13 protein-coding genes are annotated in these 14,587 nt (G+C 44.8%); 5 read left to right on the top strand and 8 right to left on the bottom strand.

The window, feature by feature from the left end; all coding sequences use genetic code 11:
• Window positions 1–47 precede the first annotated feature (47 nt).
• Window positions 48–1,706: a DNA repair protein RecN gene (gene recN, locus CLV51_RS07675; RefSeq protein ID WP_106527377.1), complete on the top strand. Its 1,659-nt coding sequence runs from the start codon at window positions 48–50 to the stop codon at window positions 1,704–1,706.
• Between the two features lie 132 nt (window positions 1,707–1,838).
• Window positions 1,839–2,651, top strand: a complete 813-nt coding sequence (locus CLV51_RS07680) for an enoyl-ACP reductase FabI (protein ID WP_106527378.1) — start codon at window positions 1,839–1,841, stop codon at window positions 2,649–2,651.
• A 159-nt stretch (window positions 2,652–2,810) separates the two neighbouring features.
• On the opposite strand, the gene CLV51_RS07685 is transcribed toward CLV51_RS07680, so the two are convergent.
• Window positions 2,811–3,032 carry a DUF2795 domain-containing protein gene (locus CLV51_RS07685; protein ID WP_012794455.1) on the bottom strand — a complete coding sequence of 74 codons (222 nt, stop codon included), beginning with the start codon at window positions 3,030–3,032 and terminating at the stop codon, window positions 2,811–2,813.
• A 100-nt stretch (window positions 3,033–3,132) separates the two neighbouring features.
• Between CLV51_RS07685 and CLV51_RS07690 the strand changes: the two genes are divergently transcribed.
• Entirely contained in the window at window positions 3,133–3,822 is a 690-nt protein-coding gene (locus CLV51_RS07690; protein ID WP_106527379.1) for an ABC transporter ATP-binding protein, read from the top strand.
• On the opposite strand, the gene CLV51_RS07695 is transcribed toward CLV51_RS07690, so the two are convergent.
• The 3 genes from CLV51_RS07695 to CLV51_RS07705 are packed head-to-tail and all read right to left on the bottom strand — an operon-like array spanning window position 3,806 to window position 7,888.
• On the bottom strand, window positions 3,806–4,705 hold the full coding sequence (locus tag CLV51_RS07695; protein ID WP_106527380.1) for a histone deacetylase family protein: 900 nt from the start codon (window positions 4,703–4,705) through the stop codon (window positions 3,806–3,808). The genes CLV51_RS07690 and CLV51_RS07695 overlap by 17 nt on opposite strands.
• Window positions 4,706–4,747: 42 nt before the next feature.
• Window positions 4,748–5,395 (bottom strand): ligase-associated DNA damage response endonuclease PdeM, encoded by a 648-nt coding sequence (pdeM, locus tag CLV51_RS07700; protein ID WP_158266950.1) that lies wholly within the window; start codon window positions 5,393–5,395, stop codon window positions 4,748–4,750.
• Window positions 5,396–5,434: 39 nt separating this feature from the next.
• Window positions 5,435–7,888: a ligase-associated DNA damage response DEXH box helicase gene (locus tag CLV51_RS07705; RefSeq protein WP_106527382.1), complete on the bottom strand. Its 2,454-nt coding sequence runs from the start codon at window positions 7,886–7,888 to the stop codon at window positions 5,435–5,437.
• A 52-nt stretch (window positions 7,889–7,940) separates the two neighbouring features.
• On the opposite strand from CLV51_RS07705, the gene CLV51_RS07710 reads away from it, so the two are divergent.
• A complete protein-coding gene (locus CLV51_RS07710; protein WP_106527383.1) occupies window positions 7,941–9,266 on the top strand; it encodes an NCS2 family permease in 1,326 nt (441 codons plus the stop codon).
• Here the strand turns inward: CLV51_RS07710 and CLV51_RS07715 are convergent, their stop codons facing one another.
• From CLV51_RS07715 to CLV51_RS07725, 3 genes are all read right to left on the bottom strand, one after another.
• Complete coding sequence (locus CLV51_RS07715) at window positions 9,267–10,298, bottom strand: S66 peptidase family protein (protein WP_106527384.1); 1,032 nt, start codon at window positions 10,296–10,298, stop codon at window positions 9,267–9,269.
• Between the two features lie 238 nt (window positions 10,299–10,536).
• Window positions 10,537–11,145, bottom strand: coding sequence for a hypothetical protein (locus CLV51_RS07720; protein WP_146151245.1), 609 nt, complete (start codon window positions 11,143–11,145; stop codon window positions 10,537–10,539).
• Between the two features lie 39 nt (window positions 11,146–11,184).
• Window positions 11,185–11,682, bottom strand: a complete 498-nt coding sequence (locus CLV51_RS07725; protein WP_106527386.1) for an Lrp/AsnC family transcriptional regulator — start codon at window positions 11,680–11,682, stop codon at window positions 11,185–11,187.
• Between the two features lie 144 nt (window positions 11,683–11,826).
• Between CLV51_RS07725 and CLV51_RS07730 the strand changes: the two genes are divergently transcribed.
• A complete protein-coding gene (locus CLV51_RS07730) occupies window positions 11,827–13,179 on the top strand; it encodes an MFS transporter (RefSeq protein WP_106527387.1) in 1,353 nt (450 codons plus the stop codon).
• An 85-nt stretch (window positions 13,180–13,264) separates the two neighbouring features.
• On the opposite strand, the gene CLV51_RS07735 is transcribed toward CLV51_RS07730, so the two are convergent.
• Window positions 13,265–14,572 carry an ABC transporter substrate-binding protein gene (locus CLV51_RS07735; RefSeq protein ID WP_106527388.1) on the bottom strand — a complete coding sequence of 436 codons (1,308 nt, stop codon included), beginning with the start codon at window positions 14,570–14,572 and terminating at the stop codon, window positions 13,265–13,267.
• Window positions 14,573–14,587 lie beyond the last annotated feature (15 nt).

The raw sequence follows: 14,587 nt of genomic DNA on the forward strand, positions 1-14,587 counted from the left end.
TAATTAAAAAATTGTGCTTTCAACATCATAAAGGAATTTCCTTACTTATGTTACAGCGACTAACGATCAAGAATTACGCAATTATCGAACACCTGGAAGTGGATTTCTCAGGTAATCTGAATGTGATCACCGGTGAAACAGGTGCCGGTAAATCTATACTGCTGGGTGCACTTTCCCTGATACTGGGAGAAAGAGCGGATCCGGGAGTGCTGTTCGATAAAACTGGTAAGTGCATTATTGAAGGACTCTTTAAAGTAAAGAGATCCCAGGTAGCTGCTTTTTTCCAGCAGCATGAACTGGACCTGGAAGACCAGCTGATCATCCGCAGGGAGATCAGTGCAGCCGGTAAATCCAGGGCCTTTGTAAATGATACGCCTGTAAATATTTCCCAGTTATCGGAACTAAGTAGCTATCTCGTAGACCTTCACCAGCAGTTTGATACGCTGGATCTGGGCAATTCGGATTTCCAGCGCGAAGTAATAGATGCACTGGTAAATAAACCGGTTGAACTGCAACAATACCATCACATCTTCCTGCAATATGTGCAGGTGCAAAGAAAATACAAACAGCTTTTTGATAATCGCGACAGTGCCAACAAGGAGCTGGATTATAACCGCTTTTTGCTGGATGAGCTGTCAGAAGCGAATTTCAGCCCTAATGAAATAGAAGACCTGGAAAGTGAACTGCAAACCCTGAGTCATGCAGAAGAAATTAAGAATACACTGAACCGGGTATATTTCCAGCTGAAAGAAGATGAGCAGCCTGTTTTACAGCAGATCAAACAATTGCATACCTCTCTGCAATCCCTGGCAGCCTTCCACAAGGATATGCCGGGTGTTTCAGCACGTTTGTTATCATCCTACCTGGAACTGCAGGACATTGCAGGAGAAGTGGAAAGTATTAACGACCAGGTACAGTACGATGCACAGCGCATTGAGCTGGTGAATGAACGCATGACGCTGGGGTACCGCCTCTTCAAAAAACATGCGGTGCAAACCACTGATGACTTATTAAGAATAAAAGAAGAACTGACCAGGAAGGTAGATAACGTGCTGAATCTGGATGAACAACTGGCCACCATGGAGCGGGAACAGGCACAATTGCATGATACCCTGCTGAAAGCTGCCACCATTATTACGGCTCAGCGCCAGGAACAGGCAGCCCCGTTTGAAAAGAATGTTAATACACTGCTCGCGCAAGTGGGTATGCCCAATGCGCGCCTGAAAGCAGATATTGCTGTGGGGGAACTGAATCCGTTTGGACAGGATACCATAGAATTTTTATTTGATGCCAATAAGAGTAACCAGTTTGCACCGGTAGGCAAAGTAGCATCAGGAGGTGAATTAAGCCGTTTAATGTTATGTATTAAGTCGCTGGTAGCACAGTCCGTAGCATTACCTACCCTCATTTTTGATGAGATAGATACCGGTATTTCAGGGGAAGCTGCCCGTCAGGTGGGCGTTATTCTGAAAGATCTGGCAAAGGCGCATCAGATCATTTGTATCACACATCAACCACAGATAGCCGGAAAAGCAGATGCACATTACTTTGTATATAAAGATGCAAAAGCAGACAAAGTGACGACCAGCGTACGTTTGTTATCGAAAGAAGAACGCGTAAATAAGATTGCGCAAATGTTGAGTGGTGAAAAGCCCACAGCTGCTGCGCTGGAGAATGCACGCGAAATGTTGGCTGTTAGTATTTAGCTGCTGGCATTTTTAATGCTATCATTCCAGGTATAACACTAAAGAAAAGGGGCTAATAGCTAACAGCTGATGCCTAACAGCTTTTTTTTTCAACTATAACGACTATTTTTGCCGAAATTAATTTTTGACCAAATGGCTCATAACTTATTAAAAGGGAAGAAAGGTATCATCTTCGGTGCGCTGGATGAAAAGTCTATTGCATGGAGAACTGCACTGCGTTGTGTGGAAGAAGGCGCTGAAATTGTGCTTACCAATGCCCCTATTGCCCTGCGTATGGGTGAGATCAACAAACTGGCGGAAACCTGCAAAGCACCTGTAATTCCAGCTGATGTTACCAATATGGATGATCTGGCCAACCTGTTTAACAAATCCATGGAGCATTTTGGTGGTAAGATCGACTTCGTGCTGCACTCTGTGGCAATGGGTATGAACATCCGTAAGGGCAGAAGCTATACCGACCTGGATTACGATTTTAATCATAAAACATTTGATATCTCTGCGATGTCACTGCACCGCGTGCTGCAAACTGCTTACAAGCTGGATGCACTGAACGAGTGGGCATCTGTAATTGCATTGTCCTATATCGCGTCACAGCGGGTATTCCCTGACTATGGCGAAATGGCGGATGCCAAAGCGTTGCTGGAATCTATTTCCCGCAGCTTCGGTTACCACTATGGTACACACAAGAAAGTACGTGTAAACACTATTTCCCAGTCACCGGTAAAAACAACTGCAGGTAGTGGTGTAAAAGGTTTTGACGGCTTTGTGGCTTATGCAGAAGCAATGAGTCCGCTGGGTAATGCTACAGCAGACGAGTGTGCTAACTATGCGGTGGCTATGTTCTCTGACCTCACCAAAATGGTGACTATGCAGAACCTGTTCCACGATGGTGGTTTCTCCTTTACCGGTGTATCCAAACCGGTAATTGATCAAATGGAAAAATAATTTTTTGTATCCGGCTATTTAGTTTCAGTAGCATAGCTGCCCCGGAACTAAATAGCTGCATTAAAAAAATGACAAAATAAAAAGCCGCTTCCTTTTCAGGAGCGGCTTAAATGTTATTTGTCATAGTATGGATGGGAGTCCGGTCAGCGAATGCTGTGTCTAATACTCATCCTCATTAAAGAAGAAGTCGTCCTGCGACGGATAATCAGACCAGATATCTTCAATCCCCTCATAAATTTCTCCCTCATCCTCCAGCTCCTGAAGGTTCTCGATTACTTCTATCGGTGCACCGGAACGAATGGCGTAGTCGATAAGTTCGTCTTTAGTAGCTGGCCATGGAGCGTCCTCCAGGTATGAAGCTAATTCTAATGTCCAGTACATCTTATTAAAATTTTTACTTTTTAATTTTCCGCAAAAGTATTATTTAATTTGAAATAAACAACTTTTACTATTTTATCGGTTAATTACTTTTCTTTGGGTTATGCTAACCGCTCGCAATGTTACCAAAAATTATTCCAATTTACCCATTTTAAAAGGGGTGGACATTACTGTCAGTAAGGGCGAAATTGTAACCATCGTAGGATCGTCAGGAGCCGGCAAAAGCACCCTGTTACACATCCTGGGAACGCTGGATACGCCCACTACTGGCGAAGTTTGGCTTAATAATGTCAATCTGACGGATTTAAGGGGCAATGCCCTGGCCGATTTCCGGAACCGTCATATTGGCTTCATTTTTCAGTTCCACCACCTCTTACCGGAATTCACTGCACTCGAAAACGTATGCATTCCCGGTTATATTGCCGGCAGCAAAAAATCACAGGTAAAAGAGAAAGCGGTTTTCCTCCTGGAAACACTGGGACTGAAAAACCGCCTGGAACATAAACCTAACGCACTCTCTGGCGGAGAGCAGCAAAGAGTAGCCGTTGCCCGCGCGCTGATTAACAATCCTGATGTGGTAATGGCGGATGAACCTACCGGTAACCTCGATTCAAAAAATGCCCGTGAACTGCATAACCTGTTCATAGAACTCAGGGATAAATTGCAGCAAACCTTTATCATAGTTACCCATAACGAAGAACTGGCCCCGCTGAGCGACAGGCAACTGGTGATGAGAGATGGCAAGATTATTCAGGGATTAGAAGAGGAAGAGACGATTATCCATAAATACTGATGCCCGCCTTAAAGGTGTTGCAATGTGCATTCACAATATCCCGGATATGGGTGGAATAACCGCCACCCATGGCCACTGCGCATGGTATTTGATGTTTCTTCAGCGCATGAAAAACCAGTTCATCCCGCTGCTGGCAGCCTGCCGCTGTTACTTTCAGCTTTCCAAATTTGTCGGTTTCCAGGATATCCACCCCGGAGAGATAAAATACAATATCAGGCTTTACCCGGTTAATCAGCTGTGGTAGCGCCTCTTCCAGTAATTGCAGGTAAGCCCCTGTGTTCATGCCATCCGGAAGGGGGATGTCCCAGTCTGAGGTTTCCTTATGGAAAGGATAGTTATGCGCGCCATGCATACTGAACGTGTATACGTGCGCGTTATCTGCAAAGAGGGCAGCGGTGCCATTGCCCTGATGTACATCCAGATCAATTACCAGGACCTGTTTTACCCGCTTTTGCTGCAACAGGTAGTTAGCAGCCACGCCAAAGTCGTTCAGCAGACAAAAGCCTTCTCCGTGATCAGCAAATGCATGGTGCGTGCCACCGGCCACATTAAAGCCGATACCATGCTCTAATGCATGCAGCGCTATATCTATAGAGCCCTGGGCAATTACAATTTCCCGTAAGGTAAGTGCCGGTGATTGCGGGAAGCCTATGCGTCGCTGCTCTTTGGCAGACAAGGTCTGGTCTTTTAGCTTTTGCCAATATTCCAGGGTATGTGTGAGCAGAATGGTGCCTTCATCTGCAGGAACAGGGGTAAATAACTGATCGGGTGTGATAACGCCCTCCCGTAGCAGCTGTGCAGGTATCAGTTCGTATTTGAGCATCGGGAAACGATGGTCGGCAGGTAATGGATGTGCGTATATATCGTGATAAGCAATCTTCATAAAACTAATCCGCTATGGTCATCTACTTAAAAACTGATTTTGCTACTGTACCCGTATAATCGATTTTCCGGCTATTACAAACACGGGTTCGGTTGCTGCGGGGGCAAGGGTGGCATGACCGGTAAAGTGTCCAAAAGCGGGTAAAATGCCGCAATGCTGACCAAAATAGAAGCAGGGTAAACGTAGCCGTTGCCTGGCAGCGCCAGCCATGACAAAGGCCGGGTGCAGATGACCGGAAAACGTGTATTGGTAGCCGTTACTTTCTTCGCAAGGCTCGTGTATGAAATGAATATGCCGGATAGTCAGCGTGGGATGCACATTGATCTGTAGCTGCGCATACACTTCGTCTGCCATAATATCATGATTTCCCATTACCAGGTCAATGATGATATGCGGGAATTGCTGACGCCACAACCGGAAATACTGTACTTCATTGTTTTCCCTGCTATGGAACATATCTCCCACAATTATCATCCTCACCGGCAAGAACTGTGTGATCAGCTGTTGCAGGCGGAAAAGATCTTCCTGTACGATGCCCGCCGGGACTGCAATGCCCGCTTTGCGAAAATGAGCAGCCTTCCCCAGATGCAGATCTGAAAGGATCAATGTCTTCTCTTCTTCCCAAAAAATTGCCCGCTGGGGCAATAAATGCCAATGCTGCTCCTGAAAGTGAAATATTTCCCCAACCACTAAATCAACTTGTTTTATTGAGATGCAAATTATTATTTCTTAACCGTTCACAGCGATCAATTTTTTGATCCGGTCTTCCAGCTTTTCACTGGTCATGGTATCACGCAAACTGTCCACCTTAATGGGAAAGCAGAATGGCGTGAGTTTTTGGGGAGAAGTGATCACAATTTTACTCTCTTTTATGCGCTCCAGGGTTTCGCGTAAACGGGCTTCTTCCATCTGGTAAAAAAAGGCTTCGTTGAAAGCCTGCTTCAGCAGCAGGTTCTGTGGGTCGTAATCTTTGAAGACATTGAACAGCAATGATGCGGACGACTGTAAATGCCGGTTGGCCTTATGTTTACCGGGATACCCCTGAAAGATAAGGCCAGCTATCACCGCAATATCGCGGAACTTACGACGGGCCATTTCCGTGGCATTGACACTGGTTTGTAACTCTATGAGCAGATTATCAGTACTGAAGAGCGCTTTCGCATTTTCATTGGTAAGCGGAATAGGCTGATCAGACAGCAACTCAAAACCATAATCATTCATGGCAATAGAAAATGTAATGGGCTGGATGCGGCTGATACGATAAGCCAGCAGCGCTGCCATCACCTCATGTACCAGCCTGCCTTCGAAAGGATATACGAAGAGATGATAGCCGTCTTTTGTTTCGATCTGTTCGATTAATAGCTCATTATCTTTAGGTATATGCGATAGTTCCTCCTGCAGATTGAACAGCGGCTGCAATGCTATCAGCTCCGGGTCTTTGGTATTACGGGACAAGGCTTCGTTGAATTTTTGCCGCAACATTTTGCCCAGGTTAGATGACAACGGAATGCGGCCTCCCTGGTAGCTGGGCACAATAGACCGTTTGGAATTTGATTTGCGCACCAGGATCGTCATATCCTTTATCAGCACATATTCCAGGTTGCGACCTGCGAGTGTAAAAAAATCACCGGGTTGCAGCCGGGAGATAAAACTTTCTTCAATGACGCCAATATAGCCACCACTCATAAACTTTACTTTCAACATGGCATCACTTACAATAGTGCCTATATGTAAACGATGGCGCATGGCCATCATACGGCTTTTGCAGCTATAGTAATCGCCTTCGCGTTCCAGCTTTTTAAATTCATCGTAACTGGCCAAAGCATCGCCGCCGGTGGTTAAAAAAGAAAGTATCCACTGCCAGTCATCTGCTGTAATATGCTGGTAGCAGAAGGTATGACGTACTTCTTCCCATATTTCCGGTGCATGAAAGCCATCAGATACTGCCAGTGACATCAGGTATTGCAGCAATACATCATACGCTAATAAAACAGGCATCCGGCTTTCGATCAGGTCTTCCTCCATAGCTGCTTTCAGGGCAGCTGCTTCTACCAGTTCCAGTGCATGTGTAGGCAAAAAGAATATTTTACTCACAGCTCCCGGCTGGTGGCCGCTACGACCGGCACGTTGCAGAAAGCGCGCTACACCTTTGGGGCTGCCCACTTGTATTACACTGTCTACCGGTCTGAAATCCACACCCAGATCCAGGCTTGCGGTACATACCACTGCTTTGAGAATACCGTTATGCAATGCTTCTTCCACCCAGATACGCAATTCCATATCTATAGAACCGTGGTGTAATGCCAGCGCGCCCGCCAGCATAGGCTCTTCACGCAGGAGCGCCTGGTACCAGAGCTCAGATTGTGAACGGGTGTTTGTAAAGATCAGTGTAGTCTGGCTTTCATCGATAACGGGTAATGCCTGCGGCAACATTTTGATACCGAGATGGCCTGCCCACGGGTATTTTTCTATTTCATCCGGGATCACACTTTTAAGGGCAATATTTTTTTTCAGTTTTGCCCGGATGATAATGCCATTGTTGTGATATGGTCCCAGCAACACTTCCAGGGCTTCGTCCAGGTTGCCAATAGTAGCAGAGATGCCCCATATTTTTAGCTTGTCTTTGCGCAAACCTTTGAGGCGGCTCAGTCCCAGTTCTACCATTACACCACGTTTGCTGCCAATGAGCTCATGCCATTCGTCTACCACCACGGTGTGCAGGTGTGTAAATATTTTAGGATATTCTTTTTGTGCCAGCAGGAGGTGCAGGCTTTCCGGCGTAATGATCAGTACTTCCGGCATCTGCTTTTTTTGTGCGGCGCGGGTAGCCGTGGGCGTATCACCACTACGGATGCCGATCTCCCAGGGTACCTGGAGTTCCTGCAATGCAGCTTCCATCGCTCTTCCCAGGTCTTTGGCCAATGCCCGCAGCGGGGTTATCCACATTAGCTGCAAGCCATTTTTTGTTTTATGGGTATAGTCTTTAGGGTGTGCATCTATCCACGCAATGACTGCTCCCAGGAATAGGGAGAATGTTTTTCCGAAACCGGTAGGTGCGTTTACAATCCCTGATTTGCCCTGCTGATAAGCTTTCCAGGCATCTTCCTGGAATTTGAATGGCTTCAGTTCTTTATCTCCCAGCCATTTGGTAACCACCTTCCATCCACCCGAACGTTGTTGCATGTTTATGAAATTAGGCTAAAATGATAAATGGTGAATCGCTTATTTTTGCAGCATGCTCGCAAAATTTTTCCAGCTCTCTGAACATAAGACTACTGTTAAGAAAGAAGTATTGGCAGGTTTAACCACCTTCTCTACCATGGCGTATATACTGGCAGTGAATCCCAGTATCCTGTCCAAAACCGGCATGGACTTTAATGCCCTGATAACCGCTACTGCATTGGCTGCGGCGATTGGTACACTGGTGATGGCATTGTATGCAAAGCTGCCTATTGGTGTGGCGCCGGGCATGGGACTGAATGCTTTTTTTGCCTATACCATTGTGTCGTCTATGGGCTACAGCTGGCAATTTGCGCTCACTGCGGTTTTCCTGGAAGGGATCATCTTTATTTTTTTGTCGTTGTTCCGGATACGGGAGGCTATTATCAATAGTATTCCCGGTAATCTGAAACACGCTATCTCCGTAGGTATAGGGCTGCTGATAGCCCTGATAGGCATGGCCAATGCGGGTATTATTGAAACCGGCATGCGGCATGTAGGAGAGGGAAAGCTGGATGGGGTGATCCTGAAAATGGGAGATATCACCAGTATAGGACCGCTGATAGCATTGATAGGATTGATTGTTAGTGCAGTGCTCATGTATAGAAATGTAAACGCCGCATTGCTGATAGGTATCCTCGCGGCTACTGTGATAGGCATTCCATTGGGGATTACGCATATGCCCGAACACGGACACCTGGTTAGTTTACCGCCATCACTCGCGCCCATAGCCTTTAAACTGCAATTTGATAAAATATTTACACTGGATATGGTGGTGATCTTATTCACGCTGTTGATGGTAAACCTTTTTGATACGGTGGGCACCTTGATTGGTTTGTGTAACAAAGCAGGTCTGCTGGATGAAAATGGTCGTTTGCCCCGCGCCAAACAGGCATTGATGGCGGATGCGGTGGGCACTACCGCAGCAGGGCTGCTAGGTACCAGTGTAGTAACAGCTTATGTGGAAAGCGCCAGCGGTATTGCTGCCGGTGGAAAAACCGGTTTAACTTCACTTACCGTAGCCATCATGTTTTTGTTATCCCTGTTTTTTGCACCCGTGTTTGCCATGATTCCACAAGCCGCCACCGCACCGGCTTTGATCATAGTGGGTATGCTTATGATGGGATCTGTTACCAAAATAGATTTTAATGATGTAACAGAAGCTATCCCTGCTTTTCTGGCTATTGTGATGATGCCTTACAGCTATAGTATAGCAGAAGGTATTGTATTTGGTATGTTGTCTTATGTGTTGCTGAAAGTATTGACAGGACAGTACAAAAGCATCAGCCCTATCATGTATGTGCTGGCCGGGTTGTTCATTATCACCTTCCTGGTAAAGTAATTATTCTTTCAGGGTTACTTTGTCGTCGGATACGCTCAAACTATGCATCATACCGCATTTGAGGGCGTAGTTATTTTTCTGGTGTCCTACCGGAAAGTTGAAACAAACAGGATAGCTAAAATCTTTTACTTTTTCCAGTACCATATCATACACCGTTTTGCCGAATTCTTCGCCGGGGTCATCGGGTTTAATCCTGTTAAAACCGCCAATGATAAGGCCTGCGAGGTTATCCAGTTTATGGGAGCGTGCTAATGTACCTAACATACGGTCAAGGCTATACGGATATTCACCTACTTCTTCCAGGAACAGTATTTTACCATTGGTATCTATTTCTGAATCGGTGGCCGATAAACTTTGAATGATAGACAGATTGCCGCCTGTTAATACGCCACGGGCATTGCCTTTGCGGTTTTTATTATCCGGTGCCGCGCTGTATTGCATCTTCTTACCGGTTAAGGCCTGGTAAATAGACATGATCGTATCCTGCACTACCGGTTCAGCTTTACTGAAATCATCCGGGAAACTGTTGCACATTTTTGAATGCAGGGAAGCAATGCCAAAGTGCCGGCTGATGTGGCAATGCAGTACAGTAGCATCGCTGAAACCGATCACCCATTTTGGTTTTTGCTGAAACTTTTTGAAGTCGAGTTTATCGACTATGCGCGCAGTACCATAGCCACCGCGGCCGCACATAATGGCTTTGATATCATTATCATTCAGCATGGTCTGAAGGTCCTGCAATCTTTCTGTATCCGTGCCACCGAAGCTGTAATCACGTGCGCCCACGGTCTTGCCTATACGAATATTAAATCCCCAGCTTTCCATTATCCGGATGGCTGCCTGTATTTCATCTCTCTTAATATATCCGGCAGGGCAGGTAATACCAATTATATCTCCTGGCTTCAGGTAAGGCGGAACAAGCGGTTCCTTTTCATGGGAATCGGTTGGTAAGCCAATGGCGGCAAGTGTTTGCAGTGCGGGTAACCCAATACCGGTAGTGACAAGAGCAGACAGGAAATGTTTGCGATTCATACGCTTAAAATAAGCATAATTCGGCAAACAATTATTTATCAGCCGACAGTAGTGATTTCACGTATAGACCAGTGGCCGGATGTAATATTTCCGTGATGAAGTTGCGGGTGGCTATCCTATCGTCCGCCATACCGGGAGGTGTCGTATGGTTCCGGCTTTCAGGATTTGCTGGCCATCCTGATCTTTTGGAAATTTGAGCAGCATACTACCAAAATTAAAGTATTTTATTTGCGGACAGTTATCTTGACCGGTGGATTTTTACACCAATGTTATATTCGATACCTATACTGCCAATGCCGGTGATATCAGGATTATATTGATTGTTATTGAGCATGTAGGAGAAACGGGCTCCCCATGAACTATTTGCTATTGGGAAGCGTACGCCGGTATCCATGACGATACCGGAAACATGCACCTGGTTGGTAGTAACTTCTTCGTCATCGAAGTATTCCACGCTACGGGTAGCATTATGGAATCCATAACCTGCTCCTGCATAAACCCCCCATTTCGTATAGGCTTTACTGGTAGCTGCATTCCCAAAATTCCAGGCTACTATCAATGGTACATCTGCCATAAAAATGCTGGTGGAATTACCACCTGTACTGCTGTTATAGTTAGCGTTGATATTGGTACCCAGACCAATGTGCGTACCAATGGAAAAGGTGGATCCTGGAGAGATGACCAGGAAATTTATGCTGGGTGAATATACAATGCCTCCGCCTAAATGATTGCTGGCAGTGTATAAGCCGGCACCTATGGTATGTGAATATAATTTGGATTGCGCTTCTGTACGCAAATACGAAAGAGAACAGCATACTGCACACAACAATGTGTATAGTCTGAACATAGGTTGTTTGTAGGTTTAGAGATAAATTATGCAACAATACTAATATACCACCTGGTGCGTGGCTTTAATAACGGAAATTACAAATATACTTTGTGTGTGACTTAAATTATCCAGCTCACCTAATTTGTTGACATAAAATTCACGGTACTCGTCCATATCTTTTACCTGTACCTTAATCATAAAGTCGAATTCTCCGGAAATATTCAGGCATTCTGTTACTTCTGTAAAGCTCAAAATTTCCTGTATAAATTTCTTACCACATTTTTTATTGTGTTCTTTCAGGGTAATGTAACACAGTACTGTCAGGCTTTTATTTATTTTCCGGGGGTCTACAATGGCAGCATATTGTTTGATCACGCCTGCCTGTTCCATTTTACGTATGCGCTCATATACCGGTGTGGTGCTGAGGTTCAGCTGACCAGCGATCTCGCGGATGGTCATTTTAGCATCTTTTTGTAATAATTTCAGGATACCCATATCTTTTTCATCGAGGGTAAGTTGCACATCCGCAGCAGTATTTTCTTTTTTATTCACCATCTCTCTTTGTATTTAGGATAATTATCTTTTTAAATAGATTTATTTAGATAATTATTCCAAAATTATTAAAAATAAACTACTTGTGTACCTATTTTATAGGTTTGTGGCGTGAAAAAGAAAAGTATAATTTTAACAGTAGCCTGCATGGCTATATTTTTTGAAGCACTGGATGTATCTGTGCTCAACATGGCTATCCCGCAGATGGAGCTGCACTTTCATTTCGGGCCTGCTGCCATTCAATGGGTACAAACCGTATATGTATTGTTGTATGCCGGACTGGTATTATTGGGTGGACGTCTGGCGGATACCCGTGGCAGAAAGAAGATCTTTATTACCGGTGCCTTTCTGTTTGTTTTGGCCTCCCTGGCAGCAGGTTTTTCACCTTCCTTTACCTGGTTGCTGGTTTGCAGAGGATTGCAGGGGGCAGGTGTAGCGTTGGCGATTCCTGCTGCCATGGCGATCATCACTAATACTTTTACGGAGGCTCCCGCAAGAAACCATGCGCTTGGTATATTTGGCGCCATGGCAGGAATTGGTTTTGCTACCGGTCTGGCTATTGGTGGATTAATCAGTAATTATCTGGGCTGGCAGTGGGTTTTTTTTATCAATGTGCCGGTGATTGGTGCAGCTATTTTATTGGCGTTGAAATTTATTCCTGCAGATGAAAAGGGCACTACAAAGCGGGTAAATAATTTGTTGAGTGCAGTGCTGATCACTGTATTAATGATATTAGCTGCCTGGCTGATACATGACCTGGGTAATATCGGGAAGGACTATACGAGCTTTTTATTACTGTTATTTGTTTTCCTGGTCACCGGTGTTTTTTTTATCCGGCGGGAACGCGTGCATACTGCGCCGTTAGTAGACTTCCGTTTGTTCCGTTTAGATGGAGTGATCACCGGAAACATGGGCGCCATGCTGCTTGGCAGCGTTTTCCTTAGTTATATTTTCCTGCTTACTTTATATCTGCAACAGGTATTGCATTTCAGTTCCTCTCAGGCAGGATTGATATTATTTCCTTTCAGTATTTTATCGGGGATCATCTCCAAATTTGTATTACCACACTTGTTTGCAAGGTTTGGCGTGATAAAAACAGGTATTATTGGTAATAGCTGTATGTTATGCGGCATCCTCTTTTTTATACTGAGCTATTTTACTAATTCCCCGCTGCTGTTTATTTTGTGTGCGGTATTGAGTATTAATTCGCTGGGGATGTCTATTACCTTTCCCTGCGTTACTATACTGGCGGTGCATGCTGTTCCGGAGCAGCAACAGGGCCTGGCTTCCGGCGTAAATGGTACGGCCAATGCGCTGGGAGGAGGACTGGGCCTATCGTTGGTGGGGTTAGTGATGCAGGTGGCTACTGTAAAAGGAGGACGCCCATACAGTGCAGGATTAGCGATGCTGGTGGTATTGGCACTGTTGGCTATCTTACAGTTGTGCCGGTATTATTGGAGGAGCAAATCTTTTAACAGGGCTGTTATTGCTTCCAGTTAGTTGTAATACCGATAACATATTTACACAAAAAAAACGTGCCATAGCATTAGCCATGGCACGTTTCAATTATATCGGGAGACTAAAATTATCTGTTCATTTTTATATCTGTGCTATCACCTTTCTGGATGATGAAGATGTTTTTATTTTCAAAGTAGGAAGGGGTATTATCTCCTTCTTTGAGGTATACCGGTTGGAAATTATAGTTGGTGATCACTTTGGGTGATTCACTTACCATACCGTTAAAATAAACGCCATTGTTATGTAGCAGTTTTACGAAGTAGTACGTCAGGTCAAAGCCTTTGAAAGCCATATCAGACGGGCGTGCTTTGTATGTTTTGCGGAAATAATCATTTACATATCTGCTGTAGGCATCTGTTTTGTCATTGAAGTAAGGAGAGGAGTAGTACACCTGCAATCCTTTGAACTCCGGATCTTTCAGCTTAAATACATCCCAGGTAGGCATACCAAAAATCTGCAACGGGTAAGTAGTAGCTGAAACGCTTAGCTTACGCAGCAGGCTTTTGGCACCAGCTTCATCCAATGCAGTAACAATGATAACGTTTGTACGATCGGTGAGCAGGTATTTGGAAATATCTTCCGGTGTGGTAGCTTCATTCCATATTACTTCTCTGATCTTTACTTTTTTGTTGTTATCCATTTTATCGTACGATGCTTTGAAATCTGCTGCCAATCTGGATTCGAAGGCAGTGTTTCTGCGGAAGAGCACAATATTTTTGGTAGTGAAGGCATTTTGTGCATAATTCTGCAATGCTTCACAATGTGTTTTAAGGGTGCTGTTGGTGATATACAGAAATGGATTATCGTTGATACCACCATCATTAGGGAATGTGGCAGATACAAAATTTATTTCTTTGTTTTTGGCAAAGTCGCTGAGTTCTTTCAGTTCGGGGTTATTTACCGCACCCAGGATCAGATCTGTTTCTTCCAGTGATTTATTACGGATCAGAGAGGCTATGCTTTGTTTGCCTTTGCTGTCGTATACCGTTACTTTCAGGTTATAGCCCTGTTGTTGTAAGGTGTCCAGTGCCAGTTGTGCGCCTTCATAAAATTCGAGGCCTGGTAATACGTACTTTGGCATGGTACGGCCTGGAATATCATTAGAAGTGGCAAACACAGAATCCAGGTACAGTGGAGCAAAGAAGGCAATGTTGTAAGTCGCTTTTTTTACTTCTTTTCCAAATGCAGGTACATTAAAAGGAGCTTTTGCGGCTTCTTTTTTGTCTTCCGGTTTTTTTGCCGGTGTAGGTTTGCTTAAAGCTGGCGGAGGCCCATCAATGCGGCTGACAGATTTTCTGGATGATGAACAGGCGCTGATCAAAACAGAGAATGCTAATACGGCTAACAGGTGTTTTATAGAAACTAAGTGGCTCATAACTTGCGCTAATTT

Source organism: Chitinophaga niastensis (assembly GCF_003014755.1).
Lineage (GTDB): Bacteria > Bacteroidota > Bacteroidia > Chitinophagales > Chitinophagaceae > Chitinophaga > Chitinophaga niastensis.

Coding starts and splice junctions, on each gene's coding strand:
- CLV51_RS07725 (WP_106527386.1), bottom strand. CDS start 11,682: ATGGTGAATAAAAAAGAAAATACTGCTGCGGATGTGCAACTTACCCTC.
- CLV51_RS07705 (WP_106527382.1), bottom strand. CDS start 7,888: ATGCAACAACGTTCGGGTGGATGGAAGGTGGTTACCAAATGGCTGGGA.
- CLV51_RS07690 (WP_106527379.1), top strand. CDS start 3,133: ATGCTAACCGCTCGCAATGTTACCAAAAATTATTCCAATTTACCCATT.
- CLV51_RS07685 (WP_012794455.1), bottom strand. CDS start 3,032: ATGTACTGGACATTAGAATTAGCTTCATACCTGGAGGACGCTCCATGG.
- CLV51_RS07695 (WP_106527380.1), bottom strand. CDS start 4,705: ATGAAGATTGCTTATCACGATATATACGCACATCCATTACCTGCCGAC.
- recN (WP_106527377.1), top strand. CDS start 48: ATGTTACAGCGACTAACGATCAAGAATTACGCAATTATCGAACACCTG.
- CLV51_RS07715 (WP_106527384.1), bottom strand. CDS start 10,298: ATGAATCGCAAACATTTCCTGTCTGCTCTTGTCACTACCGGTATTGGG.
- CLV51_RS07720 (WP_146151245.1), bottom strand. CDS start 11,145: ATGTTCAGACTATACACATTGTTGTGTGCAGTATGCTGTTCTCTTTCG.
- CLV51_RS07735 (WP_106527388.1), bottom strand. CDS start 14,572: ATGAGCCACTTAGTTTCTATAAAACACCTGTTAGCCGTATTAGCATTC.
- CLV51_RS07710 (WP_106527383.1), top strand. CDS start 7,941: ATGCTCGCAAAATTTTTCCAGCTCTCTGAACATAAGACTACTGTTAAG.
- CLV51_RS07680 (WP_106527378.1), top strand. CDS start 1,839: ATGGCTCATAACTTATTAAAAGGGAAGAAAGGTATCATCTTCGGTGCG.
- CLV51_RS07730 (WP_106527387.1), top strand. CDS start 11,827: ATGGCTATATTTTTTGAAGCACTGGATGTATCTGTGCTCAACATGGCT.